15 protein-coding genes, 6 tRNA genes and 3 rRNA genes are annotated in these 22,827 nt (G+C 47.3%); 8 read left to right on the top strand and 16 right to left on the bottom strand.

Going from position 1 to position 22,827, the window contains the following annotated elements; all coding sequences use genetic code 11:
• Positions 1–125 precede the first annotated feature (125 nt).
• The 4 genes from KHN79_RS00205 to KHN79_RS00190 all read left to right on the top strand — a co-directional run bounded on the left by KHN79_RS00205 (position 126) and on the right by KHN79_RS00190 (position 5,357).
• Positions 126–707 carry a TetR/AcrR family transcriptional regulator gene (locus KHN79_RS00205; RefSeq protein ID WP_211907255.1) on the top strand — a complete coding sequence of 194 codons (582 nt, stop codon included), beginning with the start codon at positions 126–128 and terminating at the stop codon, positions 705–707.
• Between the two features lie 18 nt (positions 708–725).
• Positions 726–1,832: an efflux RND transporter periplasmic adaptor subunit gene (locus tag KHN79_RS00200; RefSeq protein ID WP_182009944.1), complete on the top strand. Its 1,107-nt coding sequence runs from the start codon at positions 726–728 to the stop codon at positions 1,830–1,832.
• An 11-nt stretch (positions 1,833–1,843) separates the two neighbouring features.
• Entirely contained in the window at positions 1,844–4,966 is a 3,123-nt protein-coding gene (locus KHN79_RS00195; protein ID WP_182009945.1) for a multidrug efflux RND transporter permease subunit, read from the top strand.
• 145 nt (positions 4,967–5,111) lie between these two features.
• Positions 5,112–5,357, top strand: coding sequence for an accessory factor UbiK family protein (locus KHN79_RS00190; protein WP_182009946.1), 246 nt, complete (start codon positions 5,112–5,114; stop codon positions 5,355–5,357).
• Positions 5,358–6,104: 747 nt separating this feature from the next.
• Here KHN79_RS00190 and KHN79_RS00185 read toward each other — a convergent pair.
• The 12 genes from KHN79_RS00185 to KHN79_RS00130 form a co-directional block, all read right to left on the bottom strand.
• Positions 6,105–6,181, bottom strand: a tRNA-Trp gene (locus KHN79_RS00185).
• Between the two features lie 59 nt (positions 6,182–6,240).
• Positions 6,241–6,317: transfer RNA gene (locus KHN79_RS00180), tRNA-Asp, on the bottom strand.
• Between the two features lie 44 nt (positions 6,318–6,361).
• Positions 6,362–6,477, bottom strand: a 5S ribosomal RNA gene (rrf, locus tag KHN79_RS00175).
• A 92-nt stretch (positions 6,478–6,569) separates the two neighbouring features.
• Positions 6,570–9,461, bottom strand: a 23S ribosomal RNA gene (locus KHN79_RS00170).
• A gap of 279 nt (positions 9,462–9,740) precedes the next feature.
• Positions 9,741–9,816, bottom strand: a tRNA-Val gene (locus tag KHN79_RS00165).
• Between the two features lie 14 nt (positions 9,817–9,830).
• Positions 9,831–9,906 (bottom strand) — tRNA-Ala (locus KHN79_RS00160).
• 32 nt (positions 9,907–9,938) lie between these two features.
• Positions 9,939–10,014, bottom strand: a tRNA-Lys gene (locus KHN79_RS00155).
• A 2-nt stretch (positions 10,015–10,016) separates the two neighbouring features.
• Positions 10,017–10,092 (bottom strand) — tRNA-Glu (locus KHN79_RS00150).
• Positions 10,093–10,182: 90 nt separating this feature from the next.
• Positions 10,183–11,735, bottom strand: a 16S ribosomal RNA gene (locus KHN79_RS00145).
• Together the 16S, 23S and 5S rRNA genes with 6 tRNA genes alongside form the textbook arrangement of a ribosomal RNA operon.
• 453 nt (positions 11,736–12,188) lie before the next feature.
• Positions 12,189–12,716: a menaquinone-dependent protoporphyrinogen IX dehydrogenase gene (gene hemG / locus KHN79_RS00140; RefSeq protein WP_182011257.1), complete on the bottom strand. Its 528-nt coding sequence runs from the start codon at positions 12,714–12,716 to the stop codon at positions 12,189–12,191.
• Between the two features lie 9 nt (positions 12,717–12,725).
• Positions 12,726–14,183, bottom strand: a complete 1,458-nt coding sequence (locus KHN79_RS00135; RefSeq protein ID WP_182011258.1) for a TrkH family potassium uptake protein — start codon at positions 14,181–14,183, stop codon at positions 12,726–12,728.
• 46 nt (positions 14,184–14,229) lie between these two features.
• Positions 14,230–14,853 carry a YigZ family protein gene (locus KHN79_RS00130; RefSeq protein ID WP_182011259.1) on the bottom strand — a complete coding sequence of 208 codons (624 nt, stop codon included), beginning with the start codon at positions 14,851–14,853 and terminating at the stop codon, positions 14,230–14,232.
• 273 nt (positions 14,854–15,126) lie between these two features.
• On the opposite strand from KHN79_RS00130, the gene fadB reads away from it, so the two are divergent.
• The 3 genes from fadB (at position 15,127) to KHN79_RS00115 (ending at position 19,711) form a co-directional block, all read left to right on the top strand.
• Entirely contained in the window at positions 15,127–17,298 is a 2,172-nt protein-coding gene (gene fadB / locus KHN79_RS00125; RefSeq protein WP_182011260.1) for a fatty acid oxidation complex subunit alpha FadB, read from the top strand.
• Positions 17,299–17,312: 14 nt separating this feature from the next.
• The gene (gene fadA / locus KHN79_RS00120; protein WP_182011261.1) at positions 17,313–18,488 is read left to right on the top strand and encodes an acetyl-CoA C-acyltransferase FadA; all 1,176 of its coding nucleotides are present in this window, start codon (positions 17,313–17,315) and stop codon (positions 18,486–18,488) included.
• A gap of 242 nt (positions 18,489–18,730) precedes the next feature.
• Complete coding sequence (locus KHN79_RS00115) at positions 18,731–19,711, top strand: MDR family oxidoreductase (protein WP_182011262.1); 981 nt, start codon at positions 18,731–18,733, stop codon at positions 19,709–19,711.
• A 47-nt stretch (positions 19,712–19,758) separates the two neighbouring features.
• On the opposite strand, the gene KHN79_RS00110 is transcribed toward KHN79_RS00115, so the two are convergent.
• Together KHN79_RS00110 and KHN79_RS00105 are read right to left on the bottom strand one after the other, a co-directional pair.
• A complete protein-coding gene (locus KHN79_RS00110) occupies positions 19,759–20,700 on the bottom strand; it encodes a LysR family transcriptional regulator (RefSeq protein WP_182011263.1) in 942 nt (313 codons plus the stop codon).
• 165 nt (positions 20,701–20,865) lie between these two features.
• On the bottom strand, positions 20,866–21,048 hold the full coding sequence (locus tag KHN79_RS00105) for a hypothetical protein (RefSeq protein WP_182011264.1): 183 nt from the start codon (positions 21,046–21,048) through the stop codon (positions 20,866–20,868).
• A 133-nt stretch (positions 21,049–21,181) separates the two neighbouring features.
• On the opposite strand from KHN79_RS00105, the gene tusA reads away from it, so the two are divergent.
• The gene (tusA, locus tag KHN79_RS00100; RefSeq protein ID WP_182011265.1) at positions 21,182–21,430 is read left to right on the top strand and encodes a sulfurtransferase TusA; all 249 of its coding nucleotides are present in this window, start codon (positions 21,182–21,184) and stop codon (positions 21,428–21,430) included.
• A gap of 33 nt (positions 21,431–21,463) precedes the next feature.
• On the opposite strand, the gene KHN79_RS00095 is transcribed toward tusA, so the two are convergent.
• On the bottom strand, positions 21,464–21,724 hold the full coding sequence (locus tag KHN79_RS00095; RefSeq protein WP_182011266.1) for a hypothetical protein: 261 nt from the start codon (positions 21,722–21,724) through the stop codon (positions 21,464–21,466).
• Between the two features lie 205 nt (positions 21,725–21,929).
• Positions 21,930–22,484 (bottom strand): TMEM165/GDT1 family protein, encoded by a 555-nt coding sequence (locus KHN79_RS00090; RefSeq protein ID WP_182011322.1) that lies wholly within the window; start codon positions 22,482–22,484, stop codon positions 21,930–21,932.
• Positions 22,485–22,827 lie beyond the last annotated feature (343 nt).

Below are 22,827 nucleotides of genomic sequence, written 5' to 3'. Positions count from 1 at the left end.
GCTATCGTATGAAAGCTACGGAGATTTTCGGGTAATTTTTATGCCAACAATAGAAAGATTGTGTTGCATAACAGGCTTGAGTTTAAGTTATAATGAATGAACGTTCATTCACTAGAGGTCGATTCATGAAAGACGACTCTGCTGTCGATAAACGCGAACAAATCCTGAGCGCTGCGGAACACCTTATTGCTGAGTCTGGGTTTCTGGGGCTTTCGATGCAAAAACTGGCCAATGAAGCCGGGGTGGCCGCCGGAACGATTTATCGCTACTTCTCAGACAAAGAACATCTCATGGAAGAAGTGCGTCTTAGCGTATCTCAACGTGTGGCTACTGCAGTGCAGTCAGGAGTAAGCGAAGAGATGCCGTTGAAAGAGCGCTATCGGGCTATGTGGCTAAATATCTGGAACCTAGCGGGTTCAAACTTGAGTGCTATCAGTAACCGAACGCAATATGAGTCTTTACCTATTACTAATAACAACAATATTCGAGAGCTCGAAAGAAAGATGTTCAGCCAGGTCGATCGACTTTTCGATCAGGGTAAAGAGGAAGGGGTGTTCAAACCCCTCCATAACGATGTTCTCGCAGGATTAAGTTTTGAACCTAGCGTAGCTCTTGCCAGAAAACACGCTTTGGGGTTTTACCAATTGAGCAACAATGAGCTGGAAGCCGCCATTGAAGCCAGTTGGGATGCAATCATTAAACACTAACTTGGAGTTCTTAATCGAATGAAAAAGTGGACTTTCTTTATGTTACTTATCTCTGTGCTGCTGTTTGGCAGCGTGATAAGTTTCAATTTATTTAAGCAACATAAAATCGCAGAGTACTTAGCCAACCGCCCTGAGGCGGAGTTCCCGGTGACGGTCACACAGGTTCAGGCTGTGGATTGGGTACCTGTCATTGAGGCGATCGGTTTCATCGAACCAAATCAAGGTGTCACCGTAGCTAACGAAACCAGTGGCGTGATTAACAAAATCGCATTCGAGTCAGGAACTCAAGTGGAAGAAGGTCAAGACTTAGTGCTTCTGGATTCTGCGGTAGAGAAAGCAAACCTAAAGAGTGCAGAAGCTAGACTACCAGCAGCTCAGGCAAAATATACCCGCTACCAGGGGCTGTACAAAAAAGGGTCTGTTTCTAAAGAAGCTTTCGATGAAGCTCAAGCTGACTTCTTTTCTCTGCGTGCAGATATTGAAAGCTTAAAAGCGGCGATTGACCGACGTGAAATCAAAGCACCGTTTTCTGGTGTTGTCGGTATCCGTAATGTTTATCTAGGCCAGTACCTGCAAGCAGGTACGGACATTGTGCGCCTTGAAGATACCAGTGTAATGCGCCTGCGCTTTACCGTTCCTCAAACCGATATTTCCCGTATCCATATGGGGCAAGGTGTCGACATTTTCGTTGATGCTTACCCAGAGATCGCGTTCAAAGGCTCTATTACAGCGATTGAGCCAGCGGTTAATGTGCAAAGTGGCCTGATCCAGGTTCAAGCCGATATTCCAAACAGCGATGGTAAGCTACGCAGTGGTATGTTTGCGCGCGCCAACATCATTCTGCCGAAACTGGAAAACCAAGTGACACTTCCACAAACTGCCATCACCTTCACGCTATACGGTGACAGTATCTACCTCATATCTGAAGAAGATGGCGAAAAGCGTGTCACGCAGCAAGTGGTAAAAGTAGGCGAACGCACTAAAGACATCGCACATATTGTTGAAGGTGTTAAGCCAGGTGATGTGGTGGTGACTTCTGGTCAGGTTCGTTTGAGTAACCACGCTAAAGTACGGGTAGTAGAAAGCAATGCAACTACTCCTCCGTCTGAAACACCAATGCTGTAATTGGAGGATTCATGCGCTTTACTGATGTTTTTATTAAGCGTCCGGTTTTAGCGGTATCGATAAGCTTTTTGATCGCATTGCTTGGTCTGCAGGCAATATTCAAAATGCAGGTTCGTGAATACCCTGAAATGACGAATACGGAAGTAACGGTTTCGACCAGTTACTACGGTGCCAGCGCCGACCTGATACAAGGCTTTATTACTCAGCCATTGGAGCAAGCGGTCGCACAGGCAGACAATATCGACTATATGACTTCACAGTCAGTGTTGGGTAAATCCACCATCACTGTGAAAATGAAGTTAAACACCGATCCGAATGCCGCTCTGTCTGATGTACTGGCGAAGACCAACTCGGTTCGCTCCCAGCTGCCTAAAGAGGCGGAAGATCCTACCGTAACCATGTCGACTGGCTCGACTACAGCGGTACTTTATATTGGCTTCACCAGTGACGAGCTGTCTTCAAGTCAGATCACCGACTATCTTGAACGCGTAATAAACCCTCAATTATTTACCGTTAATGGTGTGTCAAAAGTTGATCTGTACGGAGGTATGAAATACGCACTGCGTGTTTGGCTGGACCCTGCAAAGATGGCTGCGTTTAACCTTACTGCAACCGATGTTATGGGTGTACTGAGTGCGAACAACTATCAGTCTGCTACAGGTCAGGCTATCGGTGAGTTTGTACTTTATAATGGCAGTGCCGACACGCAGGTTTCTAACGTTGATGAGCTTAAGAATCTTGTTGTCCGCACCGATAATGGTAACGTTACACGTTTGAGTGACATTGCCAAGGTAACACTGGAGAAAAGTCACGACGTATACCGAGCCAGTGCGAATGGTCAGGAGGCAGTCGTTGCTGCAATAAATGCAGCACCAAGTGCTAACCCGATTAACATCGCCGCGGATGTGCTCAACCTGCTGCCGCAGCTTGAACGTAACCTGCCTAGCACAATCAAAATGAACGTGATGTACGATTCAACTATCGCGATCAACGAGTCGATTAACGAAGTAATCAAAACTATCGTTGAAGCGGCAGTGATCGTACTGATTGTAATCACACTATTCCTAGGTTCATTCCGTGCGGTAATCATCCCGATCGTAACTATCCCTCTCTCATTGATTGGTGTAGCAATGGTCATGCAGTCAATGGGCTTCTCCTGGAATCTAATGACGCTACTGGCGATGGTACTGGCGATCGGTCTGGTGGTGGATGATGCGATCGTGGTACTGGAGAACGTTGACCGACACATTAAGCTCGGTGAATCACCGTTCCGTGCAGCCATTATTGGTACACGTGAAATTGCCGTACCGGTTATCGCAATGACACTCACCTTGGGTGCGGTTTACGCGCCAATCGCGTTGATGGGCGGAATCACGGGCTCGCTGTTTAAAGAGTTTGCATTAACGCTTGCTGGTGCCGTATTCGTATCAGGTATTGTCGCACTGACACTATCACCGATGATGTGTTCAAAAATGCTTAAAGCCCACCAAGCACCAAGCAAGTTTGAACAAAAAGTACACAGCGTTTTGGATCGAATGACAAACCACTACGCAAGAATGCTGAATGCAGTAATGTTGCACCGTCCTGTGGTTATCGGTTTCGCTGTGATTGTATTTGCCAGCCTTCCATTGTTGTTCAAGTTTATCCCGAGCGAACTGGCGCCTTCGGAAGATAAAGGCGTAGTTGTGTTAATGGGTACTGCTCCATCTAACGCAAACCTCGACTTTATCCAAAACACCATGAATGACGTGAATAAGATTCTGTCTGAACAACCAGAAGTGCAATTCGCTCAGGTGTTCTCTGGTGTACCTAACTCAAACCAAGCGTTTGGTATCGCCTCTATGGTGCCCTGGAGTGAACGCGAAGCAAGCCAAGCTGACGTAACTGGCCGTGTGGGTGGATTAGTTGCGGACGTGCCGGGAATGGCGGTCACTGCATTCCAAATGCCTGAACTTCCTGGTGCAGGTAGCGGTCTGCCAATTCAGTTTGTCCTGACCACACCAAATGCATTTGAGAGCTTATTCGCTATTGCAACAGACGTGTTGACGGAAGTGAAATCGAGCCCGATGTTCGTCTATTCAATGCTGGACCTGAACTATGACTCGGCGACGATGAAAATCAATATCGACAAAGATAAGGCGGGGGCATATGGCGTAACCATGCAAGACATCGGTATCACGCTGGGTACGATGATGGCAGATGGCTACGTAAACCGTATCGACCTGAACGGCCGCTCATACGAAGTTATCCCTCAAGTAGAGCGTAAGTGGCGTCTCAATCCGGAGTCGATGAACAACTACTACGTGCGTGCAGCCGACGGCAATGCAGTTCCACTCAGCAACCTGGTCAGTATCGATGTGGTTGCTGAGCCACGTTCCCTACCTCACTTCAACCAGCTGAACTCTGCAACGATAGGTGCTGTTCCTGCGCCGGGCACTGCAATGGGTGATGCAATTAACTGGTTTGAGAACATTGCAGAAACTAAACTGCCAAGCGGCTACAACCATGACTATATGGGTGAATCACGTCAGTTTGTAACAGAAGGCAGCGCGCTGTATGCGACGTTTGGTTTGGCCTTGGCAATCATTTTCCTAGTTCTGGCGATTCAGTTTGAATCACTTAAAGACCCAATAGTGATCATGGTGTCGGTTCCTCTGGCAGTGTGTGGGGCATTGATTGCTTTAGCCTGGGGGGCTGCATCGATGAACATCTACTCTCAGGTGGGTCTAATTACACTGGTTGGTCTGATCACCAAACACGGTATCTTGATCTGTGAAGTTGCCAAAGAGGAGCAATTGCACAACAACCTGGGTAAGACAGAAGCGGTGATGGAAGCGGCGAAAGTTCGTCTGCGCCCTATCCTGATGACTACTGCAGCGATGATTGCCGGTCTTATCCCATTGATGTATGCAACCGGTGCTGGTGCGGCTCAGCGCTTTAGTATCGGTATCGTCATCGTGGCTGGCCTGGCAATTGGTACGCTGTTTACCCTGTTCGTACTGCCAGTTATCTACAGCTACCTGGCTGAGAAGCACAAACCACTGCCAATCTTTGTCGAGGACAAAGACCTGGAAAAGTTAGCACGCGTTGATGAAGCAAAAGCCGCACAGCTCCAGCTCACTGACAAGTACTAAAAGCTAAATTATCAAAGGTCACTTCGGTGACCTTTTTTATTGCTTGATGTTTACTGTAGCCATCTCGATTTTTTGCAATCCAACTAGCGACTTTCCCGTATCAATTACTTAGAATGAGGGCAAATCTAAAGGAGTTTTAGTCACTATGTTTGACCCAAAGAAACTAGAGCAAATCGCTAAACAAATTCACGATTCTATGCCTGCACCTGTGAAAGAGCTTGGTGCTGATGTTGATCAGAAAGTTCGCCAAGTAATTCAAGGCCAGCTTAACAAGCTTGATGTTGTAAGCCGTGAAGAGTTTGATGTGCAGACCCAAGTTCTTCTTCGTACGCGCCAGAAGTTAACGGAAATGGAAGCAAAACTGGCAAAGCTTGAAGAGAAGCTTGGCTAACAGATAAATACACCAATCATATTATTACCCAGCCTCTAAAGCAGAGTGAGATAGCTCTGCTTTTATTTCCTGTAAAGCGACCAAGCACCACAAACACAATCAACAACCACCGTATTACTATACGGGCATCGGTTTGCCAATTTATTCTAACTTAACCAGCCCCACTCTTTTTCTATTGTATTTATCTCTGGCGAATATGGTGGGATGTAGCTGATAGAATTAGTGTGAGTACCCTTTCCAGATATAACTTTGATGCCAATTCGCTCAATCCAAATGATGACGGAATGTTTTTACCTTGGAGCAGTATCAAAAATGAGGTTTAAATTCTCGCACGCCGCTTCTCTATTGCTAAGTAGAGATACAATCTTCTGGCCTCTTTAGTAAAACAAGCAGCACCGAAGAGGTAAGCATCTTAGAACGATCGGTCTTTGGCTCTTAAGGAGTGTTTCGATTGAGGTTTTTTAGATTATCTCGCCTGCTGTAAGAGCTTAGAGAGGTTGAAGCGTTTAGTAATCCTGCTCAAACCAATATTGTGGAAGATTCGGTAGATATTGAATTGGTTTAATTGCTACTCTGACAGACGATAAGGACAACCAGTATAAGACTTCAAACCCAGATATGCTTAACTATCAAAAGCGTGGAAGACGGCAAAGTATCTAATTCCCGGTCCGTAGACGTTCCTTTTCTATAAACCGTCAGAGAATAAAATGAAAAAAGGCTCTAGTCTTTCAACTAGAGCCTTAAATATGGCAGGGGTGGAGAGATTCGAACTCCCAACACGCGGATTTGGAATCCGCTGCTCTGCCAATTGGAGCTACACCCCTAACGAATTTATTATATTCTAAATTCAATAAAACCTCGCATAAGCGAGGTTTCTGATAAGTGGCGGAGTGGACGGGACTCGAACCCGCGACCCCCGGCGTGACAGGCCGGTATTCTAACCAACTGAACTACCACTCCGCAGTGGTATCACCCGTTATTACAACGAATGTCCATAATTTAAAGCCTGGCGATGTCCTACTCTCACATGGGGAAACCCCACACTACCATCGGCGCTGTTTTGTTTCACTTCTGAGTTCGGAATGGAATCAGGTGGGTCCAAAACGCTATGGCCGCCAAGCAAATTCTTTAATCTGGAAAGCTGTTTTTAATTCTCGTTCTTACACATTCAATGTTCTTTCATTGAGTCCATCAAAACCCCTTGGGTGTTGTATGGTTAAGCCTCACGGGCAATTAGTACAGGTTAGCTCAACGCCTCACAACGCTTACACACCCTGCCTATCAACGTCGTAGTCTACGACAACCCTTTAGGATACTTAAAGTATCAGGGAGAACTCATCTCAAGGCTTGCTTCCCGCTTAGATGCTTTCAGCGGTTATCAATTCCGAACTTAGCTACCGGGCAATGCGTCTGGCGACACAACCCGAACACCAGAGGTTCGTCCACTCCGGTCCTCTCGTACTAGGAGCAGCCCCTTTCAATTCTCCAACGCCCACGGCAGATAGGGACCGAACTGTCTCACGACGTTCTAAACCCAGCTCGCGTACCACTTTAAATGGCGAACAGCCATACCCTTGGGACCGACTTCAGCCCCAGGATGTGATGAGCCGACATCGAGGTGCCAAACACCGCCGTCGATATGAACTCTTGGGCGGTATCAGCCTGTTATCCCCGGAGTACCTTTTATCCGTTGAGCGATGGCCCTTCCATTCAGAACCACCGGATCACTATGACCTGCTTTCGCACCTGCTCGAATTGTCATTCTCGCAGTCAAGCGGGCTTATGCCATTGCACTAACCTCACGATGTCCAACCGTGATTAGCCCACCTTCGTGCTCCTCCGTTACTCTTTGGGAGGAGACCGCCCCAGTCAAACTACCCACCAGGCACTGTCCGTAACCCCGATAAGGGGTCAACGTTAGAACATCAACACTACAAGGGTGGTATTTCAAGGACGGCTCCAACGATACTGGCGTACCGTCTTCAAAGCCTCCCACCTATCCTACACATGTAGGGTCAATGTTCAGTGCCAAGCTGTAGTAAAGGTTCACGGGGTCTTTCCGTCTAGCCGCGGGTACACTGCATCTTCACAGCGATTTCAATTTCACTGAGTCTCGGGTGGAGACAGCGTGGCCATCATTACGCCATTCGTGCAGGTCGGAACTTACCCGACAAGGAATTTCGCTACCTTAGGACCGTTATAGTTACGGCCGCCGTTTACCGGGGCTTCGATCAAGAGCTTCGACCGAAGTCTAACCCCATCAATTAACCTTCCGGCACCGGGCAGGCGTCACACCGTATACGTCATCTTACGATTTTGCACAGTGCTGTGTTTTTAATAAACAGTTGCAGCCACCTGGTATCTGCGACTCTCAATAGCTCCATCCGCGAGGGACTTCACCGTCGAGAGCGTACCTTCTCCCGAAGTTACGGTACCATTTTGCCTAGTTCCTTCACCCGAGTTCTCTCAAGCGCCTTGGTATTCTCTACCCGACCACCTGTGTCGGTTTGGGGTACGATTCCTTACAATCTGAAGCTTAGAGGCTTTTCCTGGAAGCATGGCATCAATGACTTCACTGCCGTAGCAGCTCGACGTCGTGTCTCAGCCTTAAAAAGAGCCGGATTTACCTAACTCTTAAGCCTACGCACTTGAACCTGGACAACCGTCGCCAGGCCCACCTAGCCTTCTCCGTCCCCCCATCGCAATTGTAAGAAGTACGGGAATATTAACCCGTTTCCCATCGACTACGCCTTTCGGCCTCGCCTTAGGGGTCGACTTACCCTGCCCCGATTAACGTTGGACAGGAACCCTTGGTCTTCCGGCGAGGAGGTTTTTCACCCCCTTTATCGTTACTCATGTCAGCATTCGCACTTCTGATACGTCCAGCATGCGTTACCACACACCTTCAACCGCTTACAGAACGCTCCCCTACCCAATATACAAAAGTATATTGCCGCAGCTTCGGTTTACTACTTAGCCCCGTTACATCTTCCGCGCAGGCCGACTCGACCAGTGAGCTATTACGCTTTCTTTAAATGATGGCTGCTTCTAAGCCAACATCCTGGCTGTCTGAGCCTTCCCACATCGTTTCCCACTTAGTAGTAATTTGGGACCTTAGCTGGCGGTCTGGGTTGTTTCCCTCTCCACGACGGACGTTAGCACCCGCCGTGTGTCTCCCGGATAGTACTTACTGGTATTCGGAGTTTGCAAAGGGTTGGTAAGTCGGGATGACCCCCTAGCCTTAACAGTGCTCTACCCCCAGTAGTATTCGTCCGAGGCGCTACCTAAATAGCTTTCGGGGAGAACCAGCTATCTCCAGGTTTGATTGGCCTTTCACCCCTAGCCACAAGTCATCCGCTAATTTTTCAACATTAGTCGGTTCGGTCCTCCAGTTGATGTTACTCAACCTTCAACCTGCCCATGGCTAGATCACCTGGTTTCGGGTCTATATCCAGAGACTAAAACGCCCAGTTAAGACTCGGTTTCCCTACGGCTCCCCTAGATGGTTAACCTTGCCACTGAATATAAGTCGCTGACCCATTATACAAAAGGTACGCAGTCACAGGACAAAGCCTGCTCCTACTGCTTGTACGTACACGGTTTCAGGTTCTATTTCACTCCCCTCACAGGGGTTCTTTTCGCCTTTCCCTCACGGTACTGGTTCACTATCGGTCAGTCAGTAGTATTTAGCCTTGGAGGATGGTCCCCCCATATTCAGACAGGATATCACGTGTCCCGCCCTACTCGATTTCACTGAATGTGCGTTGTCAACTACGGGGCTATCACCCTGTATCGCCGGACTTTCCAGACCGTTCGTCTAACGCATATAAAGCTTAAGGGCTAGTCCAATTTCGCTCGCCGCTACTTTCGGAATCTCGGTTGATTTCTTTTCCTCGGGGTACTTAGATGTTTCAGTTCCCCCGGTTCGCCTCGCTGCGCTATGTATTCACGCAGCGATACTAGCTTATGCTAGTGGGTTTCCCCATTCGGAAATCCCAGACTCAAGTGGCTTTTACTGCCTAATCTGGGCTTATCGCAAGTTAATACGTCCTTCATCGCCTCTGACTGCCAAGGCATCCACCGTGTACGCTTAGTCACTTAACCATACAACCCGAAGGAGTTTCGAATTGAAGTTAAACAACCAAAGTTGCTGTCTCATTATTTGAATGAGCGAGACAGCTTTCGATTTTGCCGGACTCAAATTCCAAGAACACTTGAATGTGTTGTTAGTTGTATTCCCTTAGGAATACTTTGAGAACTTTACAAATAATCTTAAAGATTATTTTGTCAGCTTTCCAAATTGTTAAAGAGCTAATCACTTCAATGAAGTAACCATTTTTAAAAGCACTCTGCTTTCTATTTCAAAGAAAATGCGCTTAAAGATGGTGGGCGATACCGGGCTCGAACCAGTGACCCCCTGCTTGTAAGGCAGGTGCTCTCCCAACTGAGCTAATCGCCCATTATTTCAAAATATGGTGGAGCTATGCGGGATCGAACCGCAGACCTCCTGCGTGCAAGGCAGGCGCTCTCCCAGCTGAGCTATAGCCCCATATTTTGAGTTTTAATTCCTAATGGAAGGAATGGTGGGTCGTGCAGGATTCGAACCTGCGACCAATTGATTAAAAGTCAACTGCTCTACCAACTGAGCTAACGACCCAATGGTATCCCGTAGGGGAGTCGAACCCCTGTTACCGCCGTGAAAGGGCGGTGTCCTAGGCCTCTAGACGAACGGGACACTAAGTGAACATCTTGGGGGATGTTCTATCTCTTAAACTTCATAAACCATATCAATCTGTGTGGACACTCATCGTGAGTAATCATCGTATAAGGAGGTGATCCAGCGCCAGGTTCCCCTAGCGCTACCTTGTTACGACTTCACCCCAGTCATGAACCACAAAGTGGTAAGCGTCCCCCCGAAGGTTAAACTACCTACTTCTTTTGCAGCCCACTCCCATGGTGTGACGGGCGGTGTGTACAAGGCCCGGGAACGTATTCACCGTGGCATTCTGATCCACGATTACTAGCGATTCCGACTTCATGGAGTCGAGTTGCAGACTCCAATCCGGACTACGACGCACTTTTTGGGATTCGCTCACTTTCGCAAGTTGGCCGCCCTCTGTATGCGCCATTGTAGCACGTGTGTAGCCCTACTCGTAAGGGCCATGATGACTTGACGTCGTCCCCACCTTCCTCCGGTTTATCACCGGCAGTCTCCCTGGAGTTCCCGACATTACTCGCTGGCAAACAAGGATAAGGGTTGCGCTCGTTGCGGGACTTAACCCAACATTTCACAACACGAGCTGACGACAGCCATGCAGCACCTGTCTCAGAGTTCCCGAAGGCACCAATCCATCTCTGGAAAGTTCTCTGGATGTCAAGAGTAGGTAAGGTTCTTCGCGTTGCATCGAATTAAACCACATGCTCCACCGCTTGTGCGGGCCCCCGTCAATTCATTTGAGTTTTAATCTTGCGACCGTACTCCCCAGGCGGTCTACTTAACGCGTTAGCTCCGAAAGCCACGGCTCAAGGCCACAACCTCCAAGTAGACATCGTTTACGGCGTGGACTACCAGGGTATCTAATCCTGTTTGCTCCCCACGCTTTCGCATCTGAGTGTCAGTATCTGTCCAGGGGGCCGCCTTCGCCACCGGTATTCCTTCAGATCTCTACGCATTTCACCGCTACACCTGAAATTCTACCCCCCTCTACAGTACTCTAGTCTGCCAGTTTCAAATGCAATTCCGAGGTTGAGCCCCGGGCTTTCACATCTGACTTAACAAACCACCTGCATGCGCTTTACGCCCAGTAATTCCGATTAACGCTCGCACCCTCCGTATTACCGCGGCTGCTGGCACGGAGTTAGCCGGTGCTTCTTCTGTCGCTAACGTCAAATAATGCAGCTATTAACTACACTACCTTCCTCACGACTGAAAGTGCTTTACAACCCGAAGGCCTTCTTCACACACGCGGCATGGCTGCATCAGGCTTGCGCCCATTGTGCAATATTCCCCACTGCTGCCTCCCGTAGGAGTCTGGACCGTGTCTCAGTTCCAGTGTGGCTGATCATCCTCTCAGACCAGCTAGGGATCGTCGCCTTGGTGAGCCCTTACCTCACCAACTAGCTAATCCCACCTAGGCATATCCTGACGCGAGAGGCCCGAAGGTCCCCCTCTTTGGCCCGTAGGCATCATGCGGTATTAGCCATCGTTTCCAATGGTTATCCCCCACATCAGGGCAATTTCCTAGGCATTACTCACCCGTCCGCCGCTCGACGCCGTTATCGTTCCCCGAAGGTTCAGATAACTCGTTTCCGCTCGACTTGCATGTGTTAGGCCTGCCGCCAGCGTTCAATCTGAGCCATGATCAAACTCTTCAATTTAAGATTTTGTTCGGCTCAATGAATACTGAACATTACATAAAGTAATGTTTGAATTGACTGTGCTGAATCCGAAGATTCAATGGTCACTTCGTATCATTGAAACCTAATTTGAAACCGAAGTTTCGAATTGGATTATCATCAACGAGTGCCCACACAGATTGATAGGTCTATATTGTTAAAGAGCTTTCCTGCTGAGCTTTGCTCAAACAGGACGGCCATTTTAGCGAGATAAAGTTTAGTGTCAAACACTTTTTTCAAACTTTCTTTCAGCGTTTCCGCTTAGCTAATTTGGCTTGCTAACTTCAACTTTGCCTCTTTCGAAGCGTTGCCGTGTCAGCGAGGTGGCATTATAGGGATTGCGATCACATTGGCAAGCCCTTTTTTATGATTTTTTCAAATTTTCTATCATTCGGGTGAATTTGCATCAAAACCTTTAATAAAAGCACATTATCTCTACAGTTCTTTGAATTTATCCGCGAAAAGAGTCACTTTTTCCCAGTTGGTATACTCGACTTCTTTCGTTGTGTCCGTTTCCCCGCCAGTCATCGACATAATGAATTTAATCATCATTTTGTCGAACCACCCATAACGCGGGTAATAAAGCGCACCTGCAAATACGCCTATCAACGCCGGCTTCCAGGGAGATTTCATCAAAAACTTGCGAATATATGCACTTCCTTCGGGAGTATCTTTACCCCGATCTTCTTTGCGTGCCGTCAAGTTCACGCAAAAGAATGCCACTTTATGCTGTTCCAACTGGCTGAGATGACGTTCAATAAATTGATATAGCTTCTTATTTAAATGGCCGTAACGAATAGAAGCCCCAACCAACACTTTGTCATAAGCGCTAAAATCAATCGTATCAACGGAGTGCAGATCCACTAAGTCACAATCAAAATCCGTGAGCTTCTCATCTATATAGTGAAGAATTTTTTTTGTTTGCCCTTCACGAGAAGAGTATAAGAACAACGCTTTTGCCACGATTCCCCCTTAACTACGCCAAAACGTCGGCGTGAACAGAATGAGTAAGGTAAATATTTCCAGACGGCCAAACAACATGGAGACAATCAGAACCCACTTTGCTTTGTCATTTACATCGCCAAAGTGCAGGGCAACCTCTCCAAGACCAGGACCAAGGTTATTCAACGTAGCCGCAACAGCTGAGAATGCGCTAAGTTCATCCATACCGGTTGCGATCAGGCCTAACATGCATACAACGAACACCAACGCATAGGCAGAGAAAAACCCCCACACCGCATCAACCACACGTTGTGGTAGTGCGCTTCCCCCTACTTTAATTGTGTAAACCGCGCGAGGGTGAACCAGACGTTTAAGTTCACGAGCGCCCTGCAGGGTAAGCAGCAGAATACGGATCACTTTCATGCCCCCACCCGTCGAGCCAGCACATCCACCGATAAAAGATGAAAACAGCAGCAGTACAGGCAAGAACAATGGCCAATCAGCAAAGCCTGTCGTGGTGAAACCTGCCGTTGTAGAAATAGAAACGGTCTGGAACAACGCCTGGTCAAAAGCATCGTAAGTTGAGGTGTATGAATGATGCTTGAGCAGTAATAAAAAGCAGACTATAAACAATAGCACCTGGATAAAGATGAATGCTCTAAACTCCGGGTCTTTCCAGTAGTATTTCGGATGAACACCGCCGGATGCAAACGCGGCAAAGTGTAAGGTGTAGTTACAGGCCGAGATAAGAAGAAATATGACTGTAATTAGGTTAATAGCATAGCTGTCAAAGTACCCCATACTTGCATCGTGAGTAGAAAACCCCCCGATTGCGATAGTTGAGAAGCTATGACTAATTGCATCAAATGGCGTCATTCCCGCCAGCCAGAAGGCGGTTGCACAGGCAATAGTCAGACTCAGATAGATATACCAAAGGGCTTTTGCTGTTTCAGCAATACGCGGAGTCATCTTGGTATCTTTTACTGGCCCCGGGATTTCTGCGCGATACAGCTGCATACCACCGATACCAAGCACAGGCAGAATCGCAACCGCCAATACGATGATCCCCATCCCACCGAACCACTGAAGTAACTGCCGGTAGAACAGAATCGCTTTTGGTAACTCATCTAAGCCAACAATTACCGTTGCCCCGGTCGTTGTTAACGCCGAGAAAGACTCAAAAAAAGCATCGGTTACGGAAATATTAGGGTTGTCCGCAATAAGAAAAGGAATAGAGCCTGCGCTACCCAGTACCGTCCAGAATAAAACCACGATAAGGAAGCCATCTCGAGACTTTAGCTCATGCTTATGCCTGCGATTCGGGAACCAACAAACGGCTCCGCAAAATAGCAGAACGAAAAATGTAGTGACGAAAGGCACACCCGCACCATCCCGGTATGTAAGCGCGACGAGAGCGGGCGCGAGCATTGTGACACTAAAAAGCGCGAGCAATAGCCCGACGATACGAATAATTGAACGAAATTGCATGGATTGATTGACTAGCGGAGCTGTCCCTGTCGCTTACTCTTTTTCATTATTTTCCGTCTAGCGGGGTAACTATAGCCTTTGCCCCACTTTTATTGATGATAGCTTGGGTAAATGAGGCCACTTCACGAAGCTCAATTTCGACCACCAGCACGACCTGATCGCTGTATTCTGCATCGACTTCAACCGCCCCAAACTGAGGCATTATAGACTGTGCGATAGGCATAAACCCATAGTCTAACGTTAGTCGCAGCTTTGTGGTGATTTTTTTCTCAATAGTTTGAAGCTGCCTGAGTGCTTGCTGCACTCCACCACCATAGGCCTTCACCAAACCGCCGGTACCCAATTTGATGCCGCCAGAATAACGAGTGACTACCGCTGTAATCTCTCCCACCCCAGAGCCAGAAAGCTGAGCCAGAATGGGTTTACTGGCAGTACCTGATGGTTCGCCGTCATCACTAAAACCCCACTTCATCGAATCTTCAGGCCTTCCTGCAACAAATCCCCAACAGTTATGTCTCGCATCCAAGTGCTTTACTTTTATTTGATCCACAAACGCTTTGGCCGCTTCGATAGAAGGCGTATGGGCAAGATAGGTAATAAACACACTCTTCTTGATTTCTTCTTCAAACTGAGCAGGCTGCGCTGGGATTAAATATGGCTGGTCATTCATAGGATTAGGTCATTTGTGTCTTTGTTTGAAGTTTATCACGAGAGGAATTATCAGGGAGCATTAGATCTGGCCCAGCGCACAATGTTAAACACTTGTTTGAAAAATGTATTGAAATTAAACATTCTCCGATCAAAACTAACATTAATGGTCAAGCCAGAATAACAATAAAACACTTCCTCGATACCTATTTCTTGAGGCTATTTTTACGAGGAATACAGCACTATTTAAATAGGTATACAGACAATCACCGATTGTATGTCATGGAGATAGACAATGATTTACCAAGCCGAAACCCTACAGGTAAAGGAAATACAGGATGGCATTGCAGAACTTAGCTTTTGCTCGCCAAAATCCGTTAATAAACTCGATCTAGCAACACTTGAGTCACTAGACAAAGCACTGGATGCACTGACTGCACACCAGGGTCTTAAAGGCGTAATGCTGACTTCAGATAAAGATGCGTTCATTGTAGGCGCAGACATCACTGAATTCTTAGGTCTGTTCGCAAAAACTGATGCCGAGCTGGATCAGTGGCTACAGTTTGCTAACAGCATCTTCAACAAACTTGAAGACCTGCCCGTTCCAACGATTTCTGTAATTAAAGGTCACGCTCTTGGTGGCGGTTGTGAATGTGTGCTGGCAACAGACATGCGTATCGGTGACAAGACCACCAGCATTGGTCTGCCAGAAACCAAACTCGGCATCATGCCTGGCTTTGGCGGTTGTGTACGTCTGCCTCGCGTTATCGGTGCAGATAATGCAATGGAAATCATTACTCAAGGTAAAGCATGCCGCGCTGATGAAGCACTCAAGCTTGGCCTGCTGGATGCAGTAGTCGAAAGCGACTCTTTGTACGAATCAGCCCTGCAAACCCTAACTTCTGCCATCAATGAGAAACTTGACTGGCAAGCACGCCGCACACAAAAGACATCAGCTCTAACGCTAAGCAAGCTTGAGTCTATGATGAGCTTCACAATGGCAAAAGGCCTAGTGGCACAAGTAGCCGGCCCACACTACCCAGCACCAATGACATCTGTGCTTACCATCGAAGAAGGTGCACGCTTTGCGCGTAATGAAGCACTGGATGTTGAGCGCAAACACTTCATTAAACTGGCAAAGTCAGAAGAAGCGAAATCACTGGTTGGCCTGTTCCTTAACGATCAATACATCAAAGGCATCGCTAAGAAAGCAGCGAAATCCGCAAGCAAAGATACTAAGCGAGCTGCAGTACTTGGTGCAGGCATCATGGGTGGCGGTATCGCTTACCAATCCGCACTGAAAGGTGTGCCTGTATTAATGAAAGACATCGCTCAGCCATCTCTTGACCTAGGTATGAATGAAGCATCCAAACTGCTGAATAAGCGTCTTGCGACTGGTCGTCTTGACGGCTTCAAGATGGCTGGTATTCTTGCTTCTATTACACCAAGCCTGCACTACGCTGGCATTGAAAACTCAGATGTCATCGTTGAAGCGGTCGTTGAAAACCCGAAAGTGAAAGCTGCGGTACTTAGCGAAGTTGAACAAAACGTTGGTGAAGATACGGTTATCACGTCAAACACATCAACGATTCCAATTAACCAACTCGCTCAGTCGCTGAAACGCCCAGAAAACTTCTGTGGTATGCACTTCTTTAACCCTGTGCATCGTATGCCACTGGTTGAAATCATCCGTGGCGAAAAGACGTCAGATGAAACCATCAACCGCGTTGTCGCTTATGCAGCGAAAATGGGCAAATCTCCAATCGTAGTCAACGACTGCCCTGGGTTCTTTGTAAACCGCGTACTGTTCCCATACTTTGGCGGCTTCAGCATGCTACTTCGTGACGGTGCAGACTTTACGAAGATTGATAAAGTTATGGAACGTAAGTTTGGTTGGCCAATGGGCCCTGCTTACCTACTAGACGTAGTCGGCATTGATACCGCTCACCACGCACAAGCCGTTATGGCAGAAGGCTTCCCTGAGCGCATGGGCAAGCAAGGTCGCGATGCAATTGACTCTTTGTTTGAAGCAAACAAGTTTGGTCAGAAAAATGGCAGCGGCTTCTACAGCTACTCCGTTGATAAGAAAGGCAAGCCGAAGAAAACCTTCTCAGAAGAAGTTTTGCCACTATTGGCAGATGTCTGTGCAGACAAACAAGACTTCGACGAGCAGACCATCATTCAACGCATGATGATTCCTATGATCAACGAAGTGGTACTGTGTCTGCAGGAAGGCATTATCGCGACGCCTCAAGAGGCTGATATGGCCCTGGTTTACGGCCTAGGCTTCCCTCCATTCCGTGGCGGCGTGTTCCGCTACCTAGACAGCGTTGGTATTGCTGAGTACATCGAAATGGCAAAACAACACGCAGAGTTAGGCGCGATGTACCAAGTACCACAATTGCTGATTGATATGACGGTTAAAGGCGAAAGCTTCTACGGCTCACAACAGCAAGGTTCTATCTAAGGAGGGATTCCCAAATGACTAATCAAACAAGAAATGTTGTCGTAGTCGACTGTCTACGTACTCCAATGGGTCGCTCTAAAGGTGGCGCTTTCCGTAATACTCGTGCTGAAGACCTTTCAGCACACCTTATGAAAGGCATTCTGGCGCGTAACCCTCAGGTTAACCCAAGTGAGATCGAAGATGTCTACTGGGGATGTGTACAGCAAACGCTGGAACAAGGCTTTAACGTTGCACGTAACGCAGCACTACTGGCTGGGCTGCCAATCGAAATTGGTGCCGTTACTGTAAACCGTCTGTGTGGTTCTTCAATGCAGGCACTGCATGACGGTACTCGTGCAATCATGACTGGCGATGCAGAAATCTGCCTGATCGGTGGTGTTGAGCACATGGGCCACGTACCAATGAATCACGGTGTGGACTTCCACCCTGGTATGGCTAAGAACGTTGCTAAAGCGGCTGGCATGATGGGCCTGACAGCAGAGATGCTAGGTAAGCTGCATGGTATCAGCCGTGAACAACAAGACGAGTTTGCTGCGCGTTCACATGCTCGTGCTCATGCAGCTACTTTAGAAGGACGTTTCAAGAATGAAATCCTGCCGACTGAAGGTCATGCTGCAGACGGCACACTGTTCACACTTGACCATGATGAAGTGATTCGCCCTGAAACCACAGTAGAAGGTTTGTCTCAGCTTCGTCCGGTATTCGATCCAGCAAACGGTACGGTAACCGCTGGTACCTCTTCTGCTCTGTCAGATGGCGCTTCAGCAATGTTGATCATGAGCGAAGAGAAAGCCAACGAGCTTGGCCTGAAGGTTCGTGCACGCATCAAAGGCATGGCTATCGCAGGCTGTGATCCTTCCATCATGGGTTACGGCCCGGTTCCGGCTACACAAAAAGCACTTAAGCGTGCAGGATTGTCGATCGAAGATATGGACGTTGTCGAGCTAAACGAAGCGTTCGCAGCACAGTCTTTGCCTTGTGCTAAAGACCTGGGTCTGCTTGATGTGATGGATGAAAAAGTGAACCTAAACGGTGGCGCAATCGCTCTGGGTCATCCATTAGGCTGTTCGGGCTCGCGTATCTCAACCACGCTGATCAATCTAATGGAAGCAAAAGACGCGAAATATGGTCTTGCGACTATGTGTATCGGTCTTGGTCAGGGTATTGCAACCGTATTTGAACGCCCATAGTGATCCAATCTGCATCCTGATGAAAAGAGCCAATACTAAAGCGATTTAGTATTAAACTTAAGGGCGACACCCAGTGTCGCCCTTTATTTTTTAAGGTGTTATCTGTAATAAATGCATACTGCGCATAGATAAAATGATGAACTTTCATTTTATTCATAATCAGACAAGACATACACTTAGAGGCAGTTAATATCTTGCTGCTGTGGCATCTCAGCCACACCACCGCTTACTCGGAGAACCTCATGTTTAATGCTCTAGTTCTAAACCAAGAAGACAAACGTACTATCGCCAATATCGAACAAATTGATGAAGCCCAACTACCGGAAGGTAATGTTCTGATTGATGTTGACTACTCGTCGCTAAACTATAAAGACGGCTTGGCTATTACTGGTAAAGGTAAAATTATCCGTAACTTCCCGATGGTACCGGGCATCGACTTAGCTGGTACAGTAGTAAGCTCTGAAGACTCTCGTTACCAAACTGGAGACAAAGTGGTGCTCACAGGTTGGGGCGTGGGTGAAAATCACTGGGGTGGCATGGCGCAACGAGCTCGCTTGAAAGCAGATTGGCTAGTCCCGCTTCCAAAAGGTTTAGACAGCAAAAAAGCAATGATGGTCGGCACCGCTGGATTTACCGCAATGCTGTGTGTTCAGGCGCTGCTTGATGCAGACATCAAACCAGAAGCTGGCGAAATCCTTGTCACTGGCGCGAGTGGTGGCGTAGGCTCAGTAGCTGTGACATTACTGGCGCAGCTGGGTTACAAAGTCGCTGCAGTCACTGGTCGTGTTGAGCAAAACGGTCCACTGCTAGAAAAGTTAGGTGCGAGTCGTATTATCGATCGTGCAGAGTTTGAAGAGCCTGCTCGCCCGCTTGAGAAACAGATCTGGGCTGGCGCGGTAGACACTGTAGGCAGTAAGGTACTGGCAAAAGTATTGGCACAAATGGATTACAACAGCGCGGTAGCAGCCTGTGGTCTAGCTGGCGGCTTTGACCTGCCGACTACGGTAATGCCATTTATTCTGCGTAATGTACGTCTACAAGGTATCGACTCAGTCATGTGCCCAACTGACAAACGTATTGCCGCATGGGAAAAATTGGTTGAGCTGCTACCTGATAGCTACTTCGAACAAGCTTGTACTGAAGTAGAGCTAGCAGAAGCACCTAAATACGCCGAAGACATCACCAATGGCCAGGTAACCGGACGAGTAGTGATCAAGCTATAAGCCCATCACTGCCAACTAAAAGAGCCAGCATTGCTGGCTCTTTTTAATTAATTTAATCCCATCTCTTCGATACGCTTGGCTATCAAACGCCCACACTCTTCTTTAACAATACCTCGCAACCACTCTTGTGCCGGCGAATGCTCACAGCGAGCATGCCAGATCATCGAATAATCAAAAGGGGTAAATTCGAATGGCAGAGGTTTTACAGTCAGATCATAACGTTCAGCCACCAGATACGCCAAATCTGCGGGAACGGTGATGATGATCGGCAGAGTATCGACAATAGCCAGTGCCGCTTCCAAATGGTAAGCACGCAACACCATTTTACGTGAAGGCTTATCAGTCAGAGCTTGCTCGATCAGCGCGTTCACCCCGTCACTGATGGCAATCATCGCATGCGGGTGACTTAGATAATAATCCAGACTCATCTCTTTATCCGCCAAAGGGTGTTGCTTTGATAATAAACATAACACGCCTACCCGGCCTAAAATTTCACTGTGCAGAGGCTCAACAGGACCTGTTGGCCGACAAATCGCGAGATCAGCACCTTCATACGTGAGCTGGTCAGCCAGCCTGTCATGCTGCAAGGGCAGAAAATTAAACGACACATTTGGCGCTTCCTGATAAATACGCGGCAGAGCAAACGGCAAGATGGTCTGCATCGCGTAATCAGTTGTGGCGATAGTAAAAGTCTGATCGCATTGCTGTGGTTCAAATTCAACCGGAGACAACAATTGTCGCAACGACTCTAACGGCTCACCTAACGAGCGATCTATTTCCAGCGCTTTTTGCGTGGGGATCAAGTGCTGACCCTGGCGGGTAAACAGCGGGTCACCCAATAAATCACGCAACCGGCCGAGCACGCGGCTCATTGCCGACTGGCTCAAACTAAGGCGGGTAGAGGCTTTACTCACGCTGTTCTCTTCAATCAGCACACGTAAAGCGACTAATAAATTCAGGTCTCGACGATAAATGTCTTCTAATTCCACAATGACCACATACAATAGAAGGGATTAGGTAAATTGTACTCTTCAGGCAAAAAAAATCCCGCCTTTCAGCGGGGAAGCCCAAGAAAAAATGGGGATAGTGTCGGAATGAAGTGTTTGGTAATAAGTAGTGAATAAAATCAACGTATTGGAATGAAATGATCAACACTAATTTTGTTGTCCTGATGCATCTGACCATTTATGCATCTCAATCCAAATACCCATAATTGTTGCAATTACGCCTACAAGAGGCAGGAATGATGTTTCAGCTGGGGTTCTGAGCACCAAGGCACAAAACGAAATGAAACACAGTACCGAGTAAATCGTTAGTCTGTCTAACGCTGTTAACATCGCTTCCCTCTCACAACTTGTTACCAACTTGTTAATTTAAGGTAAAGCAAAAATAACAATTTGCCAAGAGGTTATTGAATATTTTTTCTGCGAACGTAGAATTCACCGCTAAATTAGTTACGAGAATCACACTATGAGCTTTAATCCGGAACTGGCAACAACGACTTTAGAAGCAGAAGGACTGCGCTGCCCAGAACCAGTGATGATGGTCAGGAAGACAATTCGCAATATGCAGGATGGTGAAATTTTGCTGGTAAAGGCAGATGATCCATCAACTACCCGGGATATTCCGAGTTTCTGTCGCTTTATGGATCACCAGTTGATTGCAGCGCAAACAGAGCAGCTGCCTTATCAATATCTGATCAAGAAAGGCTTAGAGTAATCAAAAACGGCAGCCCACTAGGCTGCCGTTTGTTTATTCATCGTATTCTAAAGTGCGAATTTCTGACTGTAGCTTATTGAGTTGTTGTTTCATCGCTCGCATCTCTTCATGCATCGGAATGATGTGAGCTACGCGAATCCATGCTTCAACGGTTAATCCGGTGAGAATAAAAGATCCCGCCACAATCGGTAACCACATATCGGTTAACACCATAGCCAACAGGCACAGTGCCAAACCAAAAGTGAACAAATAACTCTGACTCTTTGGAGACATCCCCATGTAACGTGTAAGCATAAATTTGCCCTCTCGCCATCATTTCCGCTATTAAATTACCATGACAAGTATGGCACTAATATGCCCCTCGTCACGCTACTAGACGATTTTGAGTCAGAGTTTGAATTAGACCACGAATTGACTGATTATTGATAAGTAGCTCTATTTTGTTTGGTTTTTGGTAAACAAAATAATAGTCAGTCGTCTGTTTACTTATCCCTATAAACTAGAAGACTGCCGCACCGATCGCTAACAACAAGAATAAAAACGCAGTGATTTTACGAATAAGATCAAGTGGCATCTTATCTGCAGAAAGCTTACCTATCAGAACCACAGGTACATTGGCCAGCAACATGCCGATTGTGGTACCTAAAATAACCCAACTGAGTGTTTCCGCATATTGCGCGCCAAGAATAGATGTCGCAATCTGAGTTTTATCGCCAATTTCAGCCACAAAGAAAGCGATAAAGCTAGCAATAAAGGGACCGCGGTTAGATATCTTTTCGTCGTCATCCAGTTTGTCCGGAACCAGAATCCACAGTGCCATGGCAACAAAACTGACCACCAGCACCCACTTCAAAACTTCAGGAGACAGATAATCAGCGACCACAACACCTAACCAAGCAGCCAAAGCATGATTGGCAATGGTGGCTAAAAAGATTGCTGCAATAATAGGAACTGGTTTACGGTATCGACTGGCAAGTAACAGGGATAGCAATTGGGTCTTATCGCCAATTTCTGCTAACGCTACAGTAGTAATTGAAATAGCTAAAACGCTCACGACATGCTCATTGGGGCAGGGATTATTATTTTTAACCATAGACAAACCTCACGCCCCACCCCGGTTCGTGATGATTTGTCTAAGGTCTTGCTAAACTCGAAAGGCTTCGAGTCTCGAGCGCCATGGTGATTTTGCACCAATTATGTTGACGAACGAACCGGATGAACTAGAGACTTCATCAGGTAAGCTACTCCCCAAAGACAGGCGCAATTCTAGCCAACCTCGCTCGGCATCTCAAGAGTCAAATCAGGTAAAAACTCCCTTTTAAGAAAAATACCACAGATAACTCGGTAAAATTCCACTAAACGAGAAAAACGCCCACGAATTAATCAAGATTAGCTCT

Source organism: Vibrio sp. B1FLJ16 (assembly GCF_905175385.1).
Lineage (GTDB): Bacteria > Pseudomonadota > Gammaproteobacteria > Enterobacterales > Vibrionaceae > Vibrio.
The sequence above is the reverse complement of the archived record's forward strand: the minus strand, read 5'-3'. Positions and strand labels throughout refer to the sequence as shown.

Bases quoted from the DNA above. Each gene is read 5' to 3' on its own strand.
- KHN79_RS00190 (WP_182009946.1), top strand. From the start codon at position 5,112: ATGTTTGACCCAAAGAAACTAGAGCAAATCGCTAAACAAATTCACGAT.
- KHN79_RS00115 (WP_182011262.1), top strand. From the start codon at position 18,731: ATGTTTAATGCTCTAGTTCTAAACCAAGAAGACAAACGTACTATCGCC.
- fadA (WP_182011261.1), top strand. From the start codon at position 17,313: ATGACTAATCAAACAAGAAATGTTGTCGTAGTCGACTGTCTACGTACT.
- KHN79_RS00205 (WP_211907255.1), top strand. From the start codon at position 126: ATGAAAGACGACTCTGCTGTCGATAAACGCGAACAAATCCTGAGCGCT.
- fadB (WP_182011260.1), top strand. From the start codon at position 15,127: ATGATTTACCAAGCCGAAACCCTACAGGTAAAGGAAATACAGGATGGC.
- KHN79_RS00135 (WP_182011258.1), bottom strand. From the start codon at position 14,183: ATGCAATTTCGTTCAATTATTCGTATCGTCGGGCTATTGCTCGCGCTT.
- KHN79_RS00130 (WP_182011259.1), bottom strand. From the start codon at position 14,853: ATGAATGACCAGCCATATTTAATCCCAGCGCAGCCTGCTCAGTTTGAA.
- KHN79_RS00095 (WP_182011266.1), bottom strand. From the start codon at position 21,724: ATGCTTACACGTTACATGGGGATGTCTCCAAAGAGTCAGAGTTATTTG.
- KHN79_RS00200 (WP_182009944.1), top strand. From the start codon at position 726: ATGAAAAAGTGGACTTTCTTTATGTTACTTATCTCTGTGCTGCTGTTT.
- KHN79_RS00105 (WP_182011264.1), bottom strand. From the start codon at position 21,048: ATGTTAACAGCGTTAGACAGACTAACGATTTACTCGGTACTGTGTTTC.
- KHN79_RS00195 (WP_182009945.1), top strand. From the start codon at position 1,844: ATGCGCTTTACTGATGTTTTTATTAAGCGTCCGGTTTTAGCGGTATCG.
- tusA (WP_182011265.1), top strand. From the start codon at position 21,182: ATGAGCTTTAATCCGGAACTGGCAACAACGACTTTAGAAGCAGAAGGA.